The 15,787-nt window shown below is 69.2% G+C and carries 7 protein-coding genes and 5 pseudogenes; 6 read left to right on the top strand and 6 right to left on the bottom strand.

Features of this window, described 5'->3' with window-relative positions:
* The first annotated feature begins 1,737 nt into the window (after positions 1–1,737).
* Positions 1,738–2,550, top strand: a pseudogene (locus tag ACIP8Z_RS05225) (IS5 family transposase).
* 176 nt (positions 2,551–2,726) lie between these two features.
* Here the strand turns inward: ACIP8Z_RS05225 and ACIP8Z_RS05220 are convergent.
* A complete protein-coding gene (locus ACIP8Z_RS05220) occupies positions 2,727–3,410 on the bottom strand; it encodes a maleylpyruvate isomerase family mycothiol-dependent enzyme (RefSeq protein ID WP_402078964.1) in 684 nt (227 codons plus the stop codon).
* A 192-nt stretch (positions 3,411–3,602) separates the two neighbouring features.
* Between ACIP8Z_RS05220 and ACIP8Z_RS05215 the strand changes: the two are divergent.
* From ACIP8Z_RS05215 to ACIP8Z_RS05205, 3 genes and pseudogenes are all read left to right on the top strand, one after another.
* Positions 3,603–4,165: pseudogene (locus ACIP8Z_RS05215) on the top strand (GNAT family N-acetyltransferase).
* A pseudogene (locus ACIP8Z_RS05210) lies at positions 4,162–4,823 on the top strand (M15 family metallopeptidase). Before ACIP8Z_RS05215 ends, ACIP8Z_RS05210 begins: the two co-directional pseudogenes overlap by 4 nt.
* 161 nt (positions 4,824–4,984) lie before the next feature.
* Entirely contained in the window at positions 4,985–5,923 is a 939-nt protein-coding gene (locus tag ACIP8Z_RS05205; RefSeq protein ID WP_402078961.1) for a MerR family transcriptional regulator, read from the top strand.
* Positions 5,924–6,311: 388 nt separating this feature from the next.
* On the opposite strand, the pseudogene ACIP8Z_RS05200 reads toward ACIP8Z_RS05205, so the two are convergent.
* From ACIP8Z_RS05200 to ACIP8Z_RS05190, 3 genes and pseudogenes are all read right to left on the bottom strand, one after another.
* Positions 6,312–6,660 (bottom strand): annotated as a pseudogene (locus ACIP8Z_RS05200) (IS21 family transposase); the annotation flags it as partial.
* A gap of 245 nt (positions 6,661–6,905) precedes the next feature.
* Entirely contained in the window at positions 6,906–7,820 is a 915-nt protein-coding gene (locus ACIP8Z_RS05195) for a recombinase family protein (RefSeq protein WP_402078958.1), read from the bottom strand.
* 342 nt (positions 7,821–8,162) lie between these two features.
* Complete coding sequence (locus ACIP8Z_RS05190) at positions 8,163–9,065, bottom strand: RNA polymerase sigma-70 factor (RefSeq protein ID WP_402078956.1); 903 nt, start codon at positions 9,063–9,065, stop codon at positions 8,163–8,165.
* 181 nt (positions 9,066–9,246) lie between these two features.
* Here ACIP8Z_RS05190 and ACIP8Z_RS05185 point away from each other — a divergent pair, with 181 nt between their 5' ends.
* The gene (locus ACIP8Z_RS05185) at positions 9,247–9,759 is read left to right on the top strand and encodes a carboxymuconolactone decarboxylase family protein (RefSeq protein WP_402078953.1); all 513 of its coding nucleotides are present in this window, start codon (positions 9,247–9,249) and stop codon (positions 9,757–9,759) included.
* Here ACIP8Z_RS05185 and ACIP8Z_RS05180 read toward each other — a convergent pair.
* A pseudogene (locus ACIP8Z_RS05180) lies at positions 9,756–12,885 on the bottom strand (Tn3 family transposase). The gene ACIP8Z_RS05185 and the pseudogene ACIP8Z_RS05180 overlap by 4 nt on opposite strands.
* Positions 12,886–13,175: 290 nt before the next feature.
* Between ACIP8Z_RS05180 and ACIP8Z_RS05175 the strand changes: the two are divergent.
* The gene (locus ACIP8Z_RS05175) at positions 13,176–13,607 is read left to right on the top strand and encodes a hypothetical protein (RefSeq protein ID WP_402078950.1); all 432 of its coding nucleotides are present in this window, start codon (positions 13,176–13,178) and stop codon (positions 13,605–13,607) included.
* A gap of 14 nt (positions 13,608–13,621) precedes the next feature.
* On the opposite strand, the gene ACIP8Z_RS05170 is transcribed toward ACIP8Z_RS05175, so the two are convergent.
* On the bottom strand, positions 13,622–14,497 hold the full coding sequence (locus tag ACIP8Z_RS05170; RefSeq protein WP_402078948.1) for an IS5 family transposase: 876 nt from the start codon (positions 14,495–14,497) through the stop codon (positions 13,622–13,624).
* Positions 14,498–15,787 lie beyond the last annotated feature (1,290 nt).

Below are 15,787 nucleotides of genomic sequence, written 5' to 3'. Positions count from 1 at the left end.
GCCAGGCCTTACGCCGGCCGCGGCCGGCGTGGGCGAGGGCGTCGGCGAGCCGCTCGTGGTTCATGGACGAGCGGCCCGGGATGCCGGCCGCGGCCGCCCTTCTCGTAAAGCCTCGCCATCGTCAGCCCCATCAGCCCCATCAGCCCCATCAGCTCCAGGCCCTTGGGCACAGGACCGGAGCGCGCCTGACTCTTCGCGGCCGGCGGACTTCTGCTCGGCGGTCGCGTTGCTCTCCCAGGTGCCGGTGACGGTGGAGGAGGACGGAGGGCCGAAACGAAGCCCGACATGAAACGGCACATGCGGACCCCCTGCTGCAGCGCGCGAGCCGGGGACAAAATCCGCCCTCTGATCCCCTCAGGACCCGCTGTGATGCCGGCACGCCCTGCTATCGAAAAGATGTTCCGTGCCAGGGTCCACCGCTGATCCGCCCACCCCTGAGCCAATGGACCACGCCCCAACTCTTGCTCCAGCCTGGCGACCTGAACTTCACTGAGCCGCGGTCTTCCCGGCGACCCCCTCCACAGGACTCCCGTCTCGCCCCCCCTCGCGCCAGGCGTAGCACCACTGATCTGGCGGGATACGGGATACGGGATACGGGATACGGGCGGCCCTGGCCGACGACCGTCAAACCCACCCGACACCGAGTTCCCGTAATGCGTTGCGTTGCTCCTGGCCGGGCTTGTCCCACCTCGCCTTGGCGTTCGAGACCCACACCCCCAGTCATACGGACACCGCCACCGCCACCGCCACCGCCTCACCGTCGACCTCGACGACCGCGCCACCCGGGGCCGCCCGGTGGGCACCTTCGCGCTCCACCCACTGCGCCAGGGCCGTGAGGCAACGCTGGAACGCAGCCGGCCCTGCACTGCGCCAACCTTGACCGGTCTTGCCGAACGTTGCCACCTGCCTCCACCCCAGCCGCCCCATCCCGGCCCACGCTCACTAGGCGGACAGCGCCGACGACGTCGGCCGCCTCGCCTCCTGCTTTCGCACTGGCGTGTTCAACGACGGGATCTCACCGGCCTCCAGCGGAGGACCGCTCTCATCCTGTTCCTTGAGCCGGGCCTGCTGGGGGAGGGGACCTGGGCGTGAGCGACTGGAGCGACTGGGATTCACGGTTGGTCATCTGTACGGACCCGGGTCCGTGTGGCCGGCCAGTGCCTGGTCGTTCGTTCTCCGTCACCGTATGCGGTTCGCGCATCTTCAAGAGAGATCGCTCCCCAGGACTTGCGTTTTCCGCATACGTGCAGGTCCAGAGAGTGTGGATGTTTGCGTTTTCTGCATACGCGGCTTGGCAACTCTTGACGCCCGTACCCTCGCCCTGCCCTGGCCCATTGCAGCTCTCGCTGCCCTCCGGGCCTGTGTACCGAATACGGAGCCCATCAGGTGCACGACTCCTCACGGCCGGCCACAACACCCTGCGCTTCAGCCCGGCGCTCGCAACCACGGGCCCCTGCTGCGCCCTGACGTTCCTCCCGTGGCGGCGGCCTTGCCCCGCAATGCGGGGGACTCCTGCCCTCGCCCCGTACATCTGCGGTGCGGGGCACCTCGACATCCTGGGCCCCCTGTGGGGGCCGGACTTGTGGTGCAGGGCCGCAGGCCCTGCGCTTCTTGCCCGCCTCCACCTTGGAGAGGGGCGATCCTCGGCGCGGCTGATGGGCCGCCTTACTGATCGTTTCAGAATGAGTTGATTCGCAGATCTTGCACTCGACGATCTTGGTCGGCAGGGCGTCCGGCGTGCCTGCTGATCTTGTTCCCGATGACCTGCGGGAGCGGGTCGCCCCACTGCTGCCGCCCGCTCCCGAACGGCGCCCGGCAACCCGGGCGGCTTCGCGCTCCGGACCGGGCCCCACTCGCCGACGTCCTGTTCGTGCTGCGGACCGGTATCGCGCGGCGTGACGTTCCCGCAGAAACGGTGGGCTGCTCCGGAGTGACACCCAGGCGCCGACTGCGCGGCTGGACCGAGGCTGGCGTCTGGCCACACCTGCACGCCGCCCTGCTGACCGAACTGCGCCGCGCCAACCAGCTGAACCTCGACGACTGCTCCGAGGATGGACCACACACCCGGGCCCTCCAAGAGGGGATCACGTCGGCCCCTCGCCCCTCGCCCGTCGACCGCGCCCGCCCAGGCTCCAAAACCACCCGATCGTCGACCGCCACGGAACCCCGCTCGCCGCAACCCTCACCGCCGGCAACCAGCACGACATCACCCAGCAGCTGCCGCTACTGCACGCCGTTCCGCCGATCCGGGGCCTGCGCGGACCTCCCCGCCGCAGGCCCCGGCACCCGTATACGGACCGGGGCTACAACTTCGACAAGTACCGCCGCCTGCCGTGGAAGCGCGGCATCAAGCCGCTGATCGCCCGGCGCGGCGCCGCCCACGGCTCCGGACTGGGCAAGGTGCGCTGGGTGGTCGAGCCCGCCCTCGCCTCGCTGCACCAGTTCAAACGGCTCCGCACCCGCTACGAACGACGCGCCGATCTCCAACAGGGCCTGCCCGAACTGGCCTGCAGCCTCATATGCCAGCGCCGCCTGCGAACCTCGTCCTGAGACGATCAGCTACGCCCCATAGAGCGCGAAGCCGCAGGTGAGCCAACGCAAGTAGATCGACCGCGCCGCCCCGAGCACCTCCCGGCCACCCCTCTCGACCTGCCCGCCTGGTGCCACATGACCAGCCACCACCACCTCGGCGCGGTCTCCGACCCAGACCACTTGGTACACGGAAATCAGCCCAAGGCGAGCCAGCGGATGCCGAGCCGTTCGACCTGCGCGGCCTCCGACTCGTTCAGCGGCTCCCGGCCAGTGGCCTTGCCCAGCAAGCGGGAACGGCTCCACCCCAGCTTGTCGGCCGCCGTGGCGTGCTCCGCGCCCAGGAGCAGCTCCGCCACGGCGTCACCGCCCGCCGGGGTGAGCCACGCTTCGCGCCCGAGTGCGTCGGCCAGGTCGAGACCGTGGACGGCGACTTCCACGACGCGGGTGAGGACGAACTCCGACAGGAGCATGGCGTCGCCATGACGTGTCCGCACGGTCCGGCCCCCGGGTTGGTCCCGGCATAGCCGGTAGGCCCGCCGCCACGTCGCGGCGAAGTCCTCGGCGAAGGCGGCGCCGTCGGCCGGCCTCGCCGCACGGTCCTGGGCCAGGGCGATCCGCTTTCCGTTGCTCTGCGGTGAGAAGCGCTCGTCCGGGCGGTAGTACTCCACCGCGGAGATCTCCGCCTCGCCGGGCTCCGGCGCGTCCAGCATGGCCGGAAGCCAGTCGATCACCACGCACACGTGCCCGAGCAGGCCGCGTACGGTCCAAGGAGCGCAGCGTGTCGGAAGGTTCCACTCGGCCTCGGACAGTCCGGCCACGGCGTCGCCGAGGGCTCCGCATTCCAGCTGAAACGCTTCGAGAACCTGCTCGCGACCCACGCTGTGCCGCCTTCCGTCCGTTCGCCGCCCCGCGCTCACTTCGCCGTCCCGCCGGTTCCGCTCCGCGCTCGCTTCTCAGATCATCGACACGCGCGCCGAAGCGCTCCCGGTTGCAGACCGCCGGAAAAGCGCCAAGCAGGCGCCAGGCTTCTCCGCCGATCGTCCTCGCGGGGCGGGCGATCGGTTCCCGCCATGATCGAACCTGGAACCTTCACCTGGCCGACGACTCCGATACCCACCGAACGACTCGTGCTCCGCGCGTCCGAGGCCCGGGACCGTACGGCCTTCGTCGAGCTGCTTGCCTCACCCGAGGTGGGCACCTGCATCGGCGTCGCCCGGACTCGCGACGAACTTGAACGCGCGATACACGAAGTGCCCGGCCGGCGCCCAGGCTGTTTCGTGGTCGAACTCGACGGAACGATGATCGGCATGATCACGCTCGACCCCCGCGGCGCCGAGCGCCTGGGACACCTCCGCCCCGAGGCCGGAGAGACCGAACTCGGTTACCTGTTCCTGCCCCAGGCGTGGGGACGCGGGTACGCCTTCGAGGCGTGCGCAGCGGCACTCGACTGGTTCACCGGCGCACGGCCCGGCGAACCGTGGTGCTCTCCATCCAGAACGCCAACGACCGGGCGATGCGCCTCGCGGCGAGACTGGGCTTCACTGAGGTCGAGCGGTACGAGGAGTACGGCGCCGAGCAGTGGTTCGGCGTGCGCCCCCCGGCCACACCGGCCGGACGAAGGGCGGCGCCATGAACGCGATCGTCCTGATGTCGGGTCCGAAGGTCGCCGCCGTGCCCCTGATCGAGAACGGCGAACACCTCGTGGACGTCCGCCCCGGCGGCCGACTGCTCGTCGACACCCGCAAGCAGGACCCGGCGGACGCCTTCGCGCACCTGCGGGAAGGCGTGCTGGAGCGGCTGCTCACGGCACAGACGACGCTGCCGGCGGACATCCGGCTGCTGATCGTCGAGGGATACCGACCCCCCTCCCTCCAGCAGGAGTACTTCGAGGAGTGCGCAGGCCGACTGCGAGCCGCCAACCCCGACTGGTCCTCCCCCGAGATCCACTCGGCGGCGAGCAGGTACGTCTCACCCCCCCCGACATCGCGCCCCACAGCGCCGGCGCGGCCGTCGACCTCACCCTCGCCGATGCCGACGGACACGAATTGGACCTGGGCACGCGCATGAACGCGGACCCGGAGGACAGCGCCGGCGCCTGCTACACCCACGCCCCGGACATCAGCGAGGAAGCCCGCGCCAACCGGAAGCTGCTGGGCACCGTGCTCACGGCCGCAGGGCTGGTGTACCCCACGGAGTGGTGGCACTGGTCCTTCGGGGACCGCTACTGGGCCTTGCTCACCACAAAGCCCGCGGCCCTCTACGGCCCCAAGGAGCTCGGCTCGCGCAACTGACCGACCAGACCTCCTGTTCCGCCCCGGGCAGCGCACCGACGGCGAGCCGCCCGCCCTGGTCCGGCAAGAGGAATTGTCAAGACTCGTGGATGAGAAGTGCTTGCCTGCCGACAGGCGAAGGGACTTGAGTCTCCCGTAGGAGGAGACACGAAGGTGGGGACATGAACGGCGACACCCTCTACTCGATCGGCGAACTTGCTCGACGGACCGGTCTCACGGTCAAGACCATTCGGTTCTACTCCGATCGCGGAATCGTGGCGCCGACGGACCGCAGCCCGGCCGGCTACCGCCTCTACAACATCGACGCCGTCGCACGCCTGGACCTCGTACGCACCCTGCGCGAGCTGGGACTGGACCTTCCCACGATCCGCAAGGTCGTGGACCGCGAGCTCTCGCTTCCGGAGGCCGCCGCAGCGCACGCCGAAGCACTGACGGTGCAGATCCGCGTCCTTCGCCTGCGGCGCGCGGTGCTGACGGCGGTGGCCGAGCGCGGGTCCACACCTGAGGAGACGGAAATCATGCACCAGCTGGCCCGGCTTTCCGAGGACGAACGCAGCCGTCTGACCGGCGATTTCCTCGACGCCGTCTTCGGCGGCCTTGACGCCGCCCCCACCTTTGCGGGGGTCATGCGCTCGATGACCCCCGAGTTGCCCCGTAACCCGAAGACAGAGCAGGTCCAGGCGTGGGTGGAGCTGGCCGAAATGTCCCTGGACCCGGGTTTCCGCGCCGTCGTGCGGCGGATGGCCGAGGACCAGGCCGCCGAGCAGGCCCGAAGCGGCATGACGGTCCCGCGCCGCGACATCACCGCAGCCGTCCGTGACCAGGCCGGCCCGGCCCTGGCCGCCGGCATCGACCCGGCCTCGCCCCAGGCTGATCCGATCGTCGCGCAGTTCACGGCGTACTACGCGCACCCCCTCGGCCGCCCCGACGACGTCGAGCTACGCCGCTGGCTGGCTACTCGGCTGGAGAGCGTGAACGATCCGCGCTGGGAGCGGTACCTCCAGCTGCTCGCAGTGGTCAACGGCTGGCCGGCCCCGGAGAGCCTGGCTCCGGTGTTCGACTGGTCCGTCCAGGCTCTGCGCGCCCGGACACGGCAATGACGGGGCGGTCACAAGGCGGCATGGGGCGGATGCGGCCGGCGTCGGGTGAAAACGCCGCCGCACATCATCGGTCGATGAGTCCCCGGTCGTACTTCAGGTGACCGCCTCGCCGGTCTCTCCCGCTCTCGTTCTTCGTCCCTGGTGCATGGAGGACGTTGCCGCATGGTCGAGGTGAGCCGGGATCGGGCACTGCGCCGGTGGGCGAGCTCTGTCGTGGACAACGATTCCGACGGGACACGCTGGGTGCAGGCTCAGCAGCAGGGCTGGGCAGCGGGGGACCGGTTCGGCTTCGCTGTCCTTGAGGTACAACCCGGTTCAGTTCGCGAACAGTTGGCGGGCGCTGGCCGAAGGGCGCGAGGTGTTGGTGTAAGCCGGTGAGAGACCCGACCTCGACGACGTAGAGCTTGGTCCGCTGGTAGTTGCCAGTGAACCCGTACTCCGCGGCCAGCCGCTCGTGGATCACCGCGGCCTTCATCAAGATCTCCGCCCGCAGCATCGAGTCGACCAGCGGTGCGAACTCGTCGGTGACCTTGACCCGTCGTCGATGACCCTGACCCGTGACCGGCCGTTCGGTGACCGCCGCGGCGCGAGGCGGGTCCAGCGGGCGACAGGTACTTCCTGACCGTCCGCCAGTTCAGGCCCGTCTCCTTGGCGACCTCGGTCAGACTCATGGCTCCGGACTCGACCAGGCCACGGAAACGCCGTAGTTCCAGCCGGCGCTGCGGATCCAAGGCCACGGCCACCCCACTGCGACCTCGACCAACAGGCAGCAGAGTGCCGAACCCTGAACCTCAGCACATCAGCAACCCTGCACGTTCATCCGTACGCGGGCCCTGCACGTTCACGTGTACGCCGACAGCCCCGGCGCCGGTGCTGCTGGGCCCGCTGCTCCCGCCCTGGAGGGGATGGTCCATGGGGCCGGGTCGGCTATATCGGTCTCGGGGAACATCGGTGCAGCGGTTATCGGCGAGAACGATCTTGATCAGGGCACGAGGGTGCCGACGCGGTTCTCGTACTCGCGGCGTGCCTTGCGCTGGGCCGGAACCGCCGGGGCGCCCTGGACGCCGTCGAGCGGCTGGCAGCGGGCGAGAAGCTGGCGGTGCACGGCGGGGACGGCGCTGACGCGCAGGGTGCAGCCCTGGCCGCGCCGTACGGCCACGCCCTGGTCGAGTGCGGCCCGCTCGGCAGGCTCCAGCTCGGTGGTGCGGAGGTAGTCGGCGACCTTGCCCGGCATGTCGAGGGTGACCGGCAACTCCGGGGCGGGCGTGCTCTCTTCGGCGGCGTGGTCAGGAAGCAGGTCGGCGACGGCCGTGCGGATCGCGCCGCGGCTGACCCGGTGGTCGCGGGCCAGGGCCGCGATGGAGCGGCCCTCCAGGTACGCGGTGCGTACGCCGGCGGTCTGCGCGGCCGCGACGGCGGGGCGGCGTCCGCCCTTGCTGCCCTTGGCCTCGGCGGCGCGCAGCCCGTCGTAGGTCAGCTCACGCTGCAGGTCGCGTTGGAGTTCGCCGGCGGCGGCGAGGGACTGCACCATGAACTGCACGGTGGACAGCAGCTCGCCGGTGCGCGGGTGGCGGGCTGTGAGGTCCATCGCGGAGAACGCGCCGTCGTGGATGCGTAGCGCGAGACGGTCTCGGTGCAGGACGTCGAGCACGTCGAGAATGTGCTGGTTGCCGCGTACGAGGCGGAACATCTCCGAGATGTGCACGGTGTCGCCCGGCCGCGCGCAGGTGAGCAGTGCGCCGAACTTCGGACGCTGGAGCGGGTGGAGACGGCTGGAGATGCCCGGGTCCTCCTCGAAGACGACCGGGTCCTCGATCCCTGCCCCGGCCAGGACGAGGTCCTGCCGGGCGGTGGACTGCTGGTCCGTCGAGACCCGCTTGTAGACCAGGTTCGCCACCGAGAGGCCCCTTCCGTGCGGAGGATCGGACCAAATCTGTCGTCAAACCCTGTCAGCAATCACCATCGGATCTGATTCGATTCGCGCCGCCCCGAACCCCCGGATTGCACGGGTTCATTGGACGCGCCGCCCACCTGTCGTCAAACGATCGTTTGCCGACAGGTAAGGCTGACCCGGAGGCCATCACTTCCTGGGCGGCTGGTAGTTAGAGGACCTCATCGACGGGATACGGTCTCCGGACGCAGGCGGGTGTGCCGTGGCGCGGCGTGCCCAAGCCGTACGGTCCGTGGCCTGGGGTGTACGACCTGTTCCGTCGCTGGAGCCCAGGCGGCGGTCCCGGCGTCAGCGGCCCATCGCCGTCTCGCGGTTCATGCGTGACAGCTTCTCTGGATTGCGGACGGCGTAGAGGCCGGTGATGAGGCCGGCGTCCAGGCGGAGGGCCACGACCGTGTCGATCCGGCCGTCGCAGCGGATGATCAGGGCCGGGTGGCCGTTCACCAGGGTCGGTTGCAGCAGGGCGCCGCTGAGCCTGGCCAGGACCTCGGTCACGTCGGCCACGCCCACCACCGGTTCCACGGCGGCCCGGACGACTCCGCCGCCGTCCGTCAGAAGGACGACGTCCGGGGCGATCATGTCGAGGAGCCGGGTCAAGTCACCTGTTTCCACCGCTTGCTGGAAGGCCGCGAGCGCGTCGCGCGTCTGGGACGGGGAGACTGTCTCGCGAGGACGGCGCGCGGCGACGTGAGTGCGGGCGCGATGCGCGATCTGGCGGACGGCGGGCGGGGTCTTGTCGACGGCCAGCGCGATCTCGTCGTAGTCCAGGTCGAAGACGTCCCGCAGCACGAACACGGCACGCTCGGTCGGCGTGAGGGTCTCCAGCACGAGGAGCATCGCCATGGAGACGCTGTCCGCGAGCTCGACGTCCTCGGCCACGTCGGGCGCGATAAGCAGCGGCTCGGGCAGCCACGGGCCGACGTAGGACTCCTTGCGGCGGCGGAGTGTGCGAAGGCGGGTCAGGGACTGGCGGGTGGTGATGCGGACCAGGAAGGCGCGTGGGTCGCGGATTGCGGTGTGCTCGACGCCCGACCAGCGCAGCCACGTCTCCTGGAGCACGTCCTCGGCATCGGCTGCCGAGCCCAGCATCTCGTAGGCCACCGTGAACAGCAGATTGCGGTGGGCGACGAAGGTATCCGTGGCCGTGGTCGTGGCCGCCCCCGCATCGGTGCCGGCATCCCTGTCCGCCATCGTCAGCTCCCGACTTCTGTCGCGCTACGTGTAGTGCATGTCGTACACGGGACGCCGCTAACCCCAGTTCCGTGACAGCCGCGCCCTGTGGCCCACATCACATCTGCCCCGTGTCACAGGAGCGCGGCCCCCGGCGCCTCATGGGCATCAGCCACACGATTCCGCGAGTGAGGAAACCCCGATGGAAACCCGTATGAACCTGTTCGACACCGAGCTCGGCACGAAGGTCGGGAAGCGGATCTACGCCGTCAGCCAGGTCATCCAGGAGTCGCCGCTGCCCAAATCCACCCAGGAGTTGGTGCAGCTGCGAGCCAGCCAGATCAACGGGTGCGGATTCTGCGTCGACATCCACAGCAAGGACGCCGCCGCGGCCGGCGAGGATGCGGCCCGGCTCAGCCTCGTCGCCACCTGGCGGCATTCCACCGTGTTCACCGACGCCGAGCGGGCCGCGCTGGCCCTCACCGAGGAGGGCACCCGCATCATCGACGAACATGTAGGGGTCACTGACGAGACCTGGGCCCAGGTGCGCAAGCACTACGACGAGGAGCAGGCTATCGCTCTCGTCTCCCTCGTCGCCATGATCAACGCGACCAACCGGCTCGGCGTGATCCTCAACAACCGGGGTGGATCCCATGTGCCCGGCAACCTGACCTCCGTCGCCGGTCTCGGTCGTGCGGGAGCGGGCGGGAGCTAGTCCAGCCCGCCCCCGTCGTCGTCCTCGTCCAGCTCCGGCGCATCCGGGTCACGCAGCGGGCGCAGGGCGCCGGCGGCGGGGGTGGAGGCGGTGAAGCTGTAGCGGCCGAGCAGGTTCAGGTTGCCGTGCTCGAGCGGGGAGAGCCGCGCGATGTCCTGGTCCCGGATCTCGTGGCCCTCGGCCTTCAGCTTCGCGACGGCGGCGTCGATGTACTTCGTCGTCCAGAGCACGATGGCATTGAGGACCAGGCCGAGCGCGCCGGGCTGGTCCTCCATCCCGTCGCGGTACACCTGGTGGATGGTGCCGCGCTTGCCGTGGCACACGTCCCGCGCGAGCTTGTGGCGGGACTCCTGCACGGTGAGCTGCCGGTTCATCTGCCGCCGGTAGGTGTCATCCACCGGGTCGACCACCCGCAGCAAGTGCTCGGTCTTGGCGATCCGCCCGCACTCCGCGAACGCCGCCCCGAGCGAGGTCGGGCGGCCGTCGCGGCCGAACATCCGCAGCAGCTCGTAGGCGCGGAGCTGGTTGGTGACCAGGGAACCGGCGACCTTCAGCATGTCCGGCCAGTGCGTGATCACCTTGTTCAGGTTCACACGGTTGCGGGCGAGGACCTCCACCGCACCGTAGGTGCCCGTTGCGACGCCGGGCATCGTGGCCCGCCAGAACCGCTGGTCGTCCAGGTCGCGGAACCCTGGGCTGAAGTTGTAGCCGAGGATCTTGAACAGGCCGAACACCATGTCGGAGTACGAGGCGTTGTCGGTCGCCACCATCTCCGGCTTCACCCCACCGTCGAGGTTCAGCAGGGCGTCCAGGATGTGCAGGGAGTCACGCGGGGTGCCGGGAACGACCATCTGCCCGATGCCCGCGACCTGGTCGTTCACGGCGTTGAGCCAGGCGATCCCCCGTTTGAACCCGAAGTACTTCGGTGACGGGGCGGCGTTGATGGTGCGCACCGACACCTGGAAGCGCAGCCCGTCCACGGAGGCGAGCAGCCCGTCGCCCCAGTGGCGCACGATCGGGATGCCGGCCTGGGCGGCAATCAGCGCGGCGTTCGCCGCGGCGATGGTGTCGGCGCACAGGTAGCACTGGTCGACGTGCACGAGCCGGGCGCGGATCAGGACCTCATAGCCGGGGTTCACCACCGGGGCCAGGCCGATGTTGCACGCCTCGGACACCAGCAGCGCGACGACCGAGGTGGGCAGGTCCTTCATCCGGGTGGTGCCGTCGCCGAGGTGCACGAAGGCGTCGAGGAACCCGGTCCAGGCGTTCACCTCGAACAGCAGGTCCGGCAGGTCGATCTTCGGGAGCATCTTCCCGACCCGCTGGCACAGCCAGGTCAGGGACCTCGGCTCTCCAAGCGCGCCGAGCTTGTCGACGTTCAACTTCACCCGACCGTCATCCTGGACCTCGATGGAGACCTTCGCCGCCGGCCCCGCCTCCTCAAGGCGCATCGCGAGCTGCTTCCATCCGGCGTCCAGGCCCCGCACCAGCTCCGCCAGGTGCTCCTCCACGGGCACGTCCAGGCTCAGGGCCGCCAGGACGTCCTCCTCGACCGCGTGCCAGTCGGGCCCGTCCAGCAGGCGGGCCCGCGGGTTGGACCAGCGGTGCGACGGAGCGGCGAAGACGTCGCCGTTGTTCAGGGCCCGGTGCAGCTGCTCCAGCACGCACACCACGTACGCGTCCCGGTCCACCGCGCCCTGCAGCAGATCCGGGTTGGCGTACACCGCCTTGCGCCACGCGGGCGGCACCAGCTTGTCGTCCACCTCGCGCGGCAACAGCGGCTTGACGCCCACCTTCCGCCAGGCCAGCACCGGAAGACCCCGGACCCCGGCCAGGACCCGCTCTCCGGCGCTCGCCGCGTCCAGCGCCTTCGACTCACCCAGCAACGCGAGGAACGGACGCACCGTCGCGTACCGGTTCGCGAGCGCGGCCCGCATGGCAACCTCGGCCGAGTTCTCGTCCTCGGGCACCAGGGTCACCACGGTGGCCGCCGCCGTCATCACGGTGGCGCGCGGGACAACTTCCTCCACGGCTGCCCACAGCGCGGCCACGTCCAGGTCCGCCTCCTGCTCCTCGACCAGCTCCAGCTCCTCGAACAGCACCTTCGCAGCCCGAGCGAGCACCCGTGACGCCTTCCCCAGCTGCGGCAGCGTCGACAGCCGCTCCTTCTCCGTCTTGCGCTTCGCGGTGTTCAGCAGGCGGGTGGCCATGAGGACCTGGAACAGGTCCAGGGCCTCGTCGATCGCCTTGGCCTCCAGGTGCCGCATCACCGCGGTGAGCATCGCCGTGCGCTTGGGCTCCGCCGCCCGCTCCAGCAGCGGCGCCTCCGACCCCAGCGCGTACCGGGCCAGCGCCGCCATCCGGTTCGGCGGGATCCGCGACAGCCTCAGCCGGCCGAGCCGGTACGCGCCGATCTCGTCCACCCGCTCCAGCGCACGGGGCGAACGCCGTTCCGGTGGTCCGCGTCGGCGGCCGGCGCAGCCGCTCCAGCTCCGAGAACCGCGAGCCCTCCAGCGTCTTCAGCGTCGCCACCAGAACCCCAGGCAGCGCCGGATCCGCGCGGCGGGCGGCGCCCGCGACCGTGGCGTGCAGCCGCTTCTCCGCGACCTGCCGCGCCTCCGACACCTGCCGGGCCAGCACCCACACCCCGGGCAGCAGGACCCGGTGACGGCGCAGCCAGCCCACTGCGTGGTCGAACAGCACCTTCGAGCCCTCGGCGTGCGTCCACGCCCGGCCATGCAGGAACGTACGGAACTGCCGGCCCCACTCGGCGTCCTCGTAGGGTTGGTAGCCGTAGGCGTCTCGGATCTCCCACGCGTGGTCGTACAGCGTCTGGCGCCGCTCCGTGTACCGCTTGACCACCGACGGGTCCTCGATGCCGAGCTGCGCGGCCAGGTGCTCGACCACTGGCCACGGCACCGCGAGCGGGTCCTCCAGGAACAGGCCGACGTACCGCACCATGCACATCTGGAGCGCGAACCCGAGCCGGTGGTGCTTCGTCCGCCGCAGGGCGATCAAGTCCCGGTCCACGTCGTCCAGGAAGAAGAACCGCTCCAGCTCGGGCCTCGTCAGCTCCTCGGCGAACGTCCCGTACGCCTCGGCCTGCTCGTCGCTCAGAAATTCCACCGGGCGAGCCGGACCGTAGCCAGCCCCAGAACAGGCCCGGAGGCGTTTCACCGAACCCCAGCGGCGAAGTGGATCAGTGTGCTAGACGCCCATGATCGTTCTCACCGACAACCGCTGTACCGATGTTCCCCGAGGCCGTATATATGGGCTGGCGGCTGGTCCTGGCCGGCGGGGATGGTCCCCGGACGACTCCGGGCGTCGAGGCGTCTGCTGCCTGCTCCCCGCGCCACAGGGATGGCCTCAACATTAGGCCGTGTATCGAAAGTGGATCTTGCGCATATGGTGTCGGCATGTCGCTGAGCCACATAGCCCTCTCGTCCGGACGTTCGATCGAGCTCACCGAGCTGCGAATGTCTTCGACCTACGGAGGGATGCTGGAGGGCTACCCCTGCAAGCCCATCAATGACATGAAGGTCAGGGGCCTCCAGCGGCAGGCTGAACGCGCGTTTCCCTCCACGCCGGTCCATCTGGTGCCACCCTCCTTCGAGTACCCGGACCAGACTGCCGGCGCCTTCGGCCCCGTTGAGGTGCTGCCTTCCGTGGCCTGCATCGGTGCCTTCCGCTCGACGGCGGTCGCCTCTGAGCTCGACTCGGTGCTGCACCGTTCCGCTCTCACCGTGGTCTGGTTCCAGGCCGGCTTGGATGTCCCGTCGGGCGAGGACGCCGACCTTGTGCTGCGCAGCATTCGCTGGGAGGAGCTGGCCCAGGACTACGAGCTCTAGCGACGGGATGCCGATCACAGCCACTCGTTGATGGCCGCGATGAGGACGGTCGCCTTGTAGCGGACCGCCAGTTTGTCGTACCGGGTGGCGACGGCGCGGTGCCTCTTGAGGCGGTTGATCCCGCACTCGACCGCGTGACGCTTGCGGTAGTCGACCGCGTCAAAATGTGGCGGTCGGCCGCCGCGGGAGCCGAGCTTCTGGCGATTGCGTGCCTGGTCGGCCTTGTCCGGGATGGTGCAGAGGATTCCGCGGCGGCGCAGGTAAGCGCGGTTTCTGCGAGAGGCGTACGCCTTGTCGGCGCGGACCCGGTGGGGACGGACACGTGGCCGCCCCGGGCCGATGCGGGGCACGCGGACCTTCTCCAACACGGGTTCGAACTGCGGCGAGTCCCCGCGCTGCCCTGCCGTGACCACGATCGACATGGGCTTCTGACCCTGCTCGACGGCAAGGTGCAGCTTGGTGGTGAATCCGCCGCGCGAGCGTCCAAGGGCGTGATCACCAGGCTCGACGAAGATGCCGCCCGGTGGTTCCTTCTGCAGGTCACCCTGTTTCCGGGCCCCGGCCGCGTGCTGGTGGGCGCGGCAGACCGTGGAGTCGACGCTCAGGTCCCACGTGATCGCGCCCTTCGCGTCGGCCAGGGACTGGAGCCGGGTGAGGATCTGCTGCCAGGTTCCGTCCCGTTGCCACCGGCGGAAGAGGTCGTACACCCGACCCCACGGTCCGTACTCAACCGGCACGTCCCGCCACGGAACACCGGTCCGGACCCGGAACCGTATGCCGTCGATCAACCGCCGCCGAGGCCAGACGGGCGGCCGCCCCGCCCTGGCACCTTTTGGCAACAACGGCTCCAGCGCCGCCCACTGCTCATCCGTGAGATCTCCCCGACCCATGAACTGTGATCATTCACAGCTCAAGATCCACTTTCGATACACGGCCTAGGAGGGCCGGGTGCGCCTTGCCTTGCTACGCCCGCGTTCGCGGGGATGGTCCCAACGTCGCGACGACGACCACGAATTTCATTCTCTGCTCCCCGTTCCCGGGGGGATGGTCCTGTCACGCGCCACCGGGACGGGGAGCAGGTGGCTGCTCCCCGCGCTCGCGTCATGGAGGGGTTGAGGTGTGCGGGCTGAGTTGTGAGTGATCTTGTCCGTATGCAGTTCCTGCATACGGACAAGAAGAGGGCGGTGTTTGCGTTTTGCGCATACGCCCAGCTCCAGAGCTGTGACTTGTTGCGTTTTCTGCATACGCGGTCTAATGCCTCTGACGCCTGCCCGTCCTGGCCCGTTGCTGCTCCCGCTGCCCTGCCTGCCTGTGTGGTGCCGGCCGTCATCGGGTGAGTGACTCATCGAGGACGGCCGTATGCCTGCACCCGCCCCCCTGCTGCACCTGGGTTGTTCTGGTGGTGGCAGCCCTGCCTCGGGCTTGCTGGGGCTTGGGGTACGTCGAGGCCCTGGGCCCTGTGGTTGGCCTTGGGGGCTTGTGGTGCGGGGCCGCAGGCCCTGTGTTTGTTGCTGTTCTCTGTGCTGGAGGGTGCGATGTTCCGCGTGGGTGATGGGCTGTCTTATGCGCCTTGCGTATGGCCTGGTGATGTGTCGCCAGGCGGCGCCGGTGGTGGAGGTTTTGCGTTGTCGTCATATGACCGTCTGGCGGTGAGGGTTGGTGGTAGGTGCAGTTTTGCGTTTTCGGCATGCTTCCGGCTTCGGAACGTCACGTGTCCACTCTGGGGGTGCCGCGCATGATCATTCCGAGTAGGTACGGTCTAGACCACTTGATGTCGAGGGATACTGTCGATCTCTACTTAGAGTGACAGCCTTTCTTGCGGACCGAGGGAGCCCCTGAGCGCTGTCCGAGGAGCTCCAGATGCCTCCTGGAGCCCTCCGGTACGAAGCGGAAGCATGCCTTTGCCGGCCGGTACCGCCAGGGACCGACATCCAGACCCCCACCCAACAGATCATCAATAACCAAGAGAAACAACCCACTTACTGAATTCATAGAGTGCAACAAGCGGTCGCCAACACCTAGCCCCACCCCATGGCCCGCACTCCTCGATTCACCTCACCACCCCGCAGACACCGAAGGTGACTGCCCCTCAGGCAGCCAGCCGAGCGCTGCGCAGCGGCGCCGCAGCACTGGGAGTGACGCAGTCACTCCGCGTCGTGTCTCCGCAGGAGACCGCGCGC

It is taken from the genome of Streptomyces sp. NPDC088553 (assembly GCF_044752965.1).
Lineage (GTDB): Bacteria > Actinomycetota > Actinomycetes > Streptomycetales > Streptomycetaceae > Streptomyces.
The sequence above is the reverse complement of the archived record's forward strand: the minus strand, read 5'-3'. Positions and strand labels throughout refer to the sequence as shown.

What these genes read in the sequence shown, in the direction of transcription:
- ACIP8Z_RS05170 (WP_402078948.1), bottom strand. Translation starts at nt 14,497, where the DNA reads ATGGGTCGGGGAGATCTCACGGATGAGCAGTGGGCGGCGCTGGAGCCG.
- ACIP8Z_RS05190 (WP_402078956.1), bottom strand. Translation starts at nt 9,065, where the DNA reads ATGGCGGACAGGGATGCCGGCACCGATGCGGGGGCGGCCACGACCACG.
- ACIP8Z_RS05175 (WP_402078950.1), top strand. Translation starts at nt 13,176, where the DNA reads ATGTCGCTGAGCCACATAGCCCTCTCGTCCGGACGTTCGATCGAGCTC.
- ACIP8Z_RS05185 (WP_402078953.1), top strand. Translation starts at nt 9,247, where the DNA reads ATGGAAACCCGTATGAACCTGTTCGACACCGAGCTCGGCACGAAGGTC.
- ACIP8Z_RS05205 (WP_402078961.1), top strand. Translation starts at nt 4,985, where the DNA reads ATGAACGGCGACACCCTCTACTCGATCGGCGAACTTGCTCGACGGACC.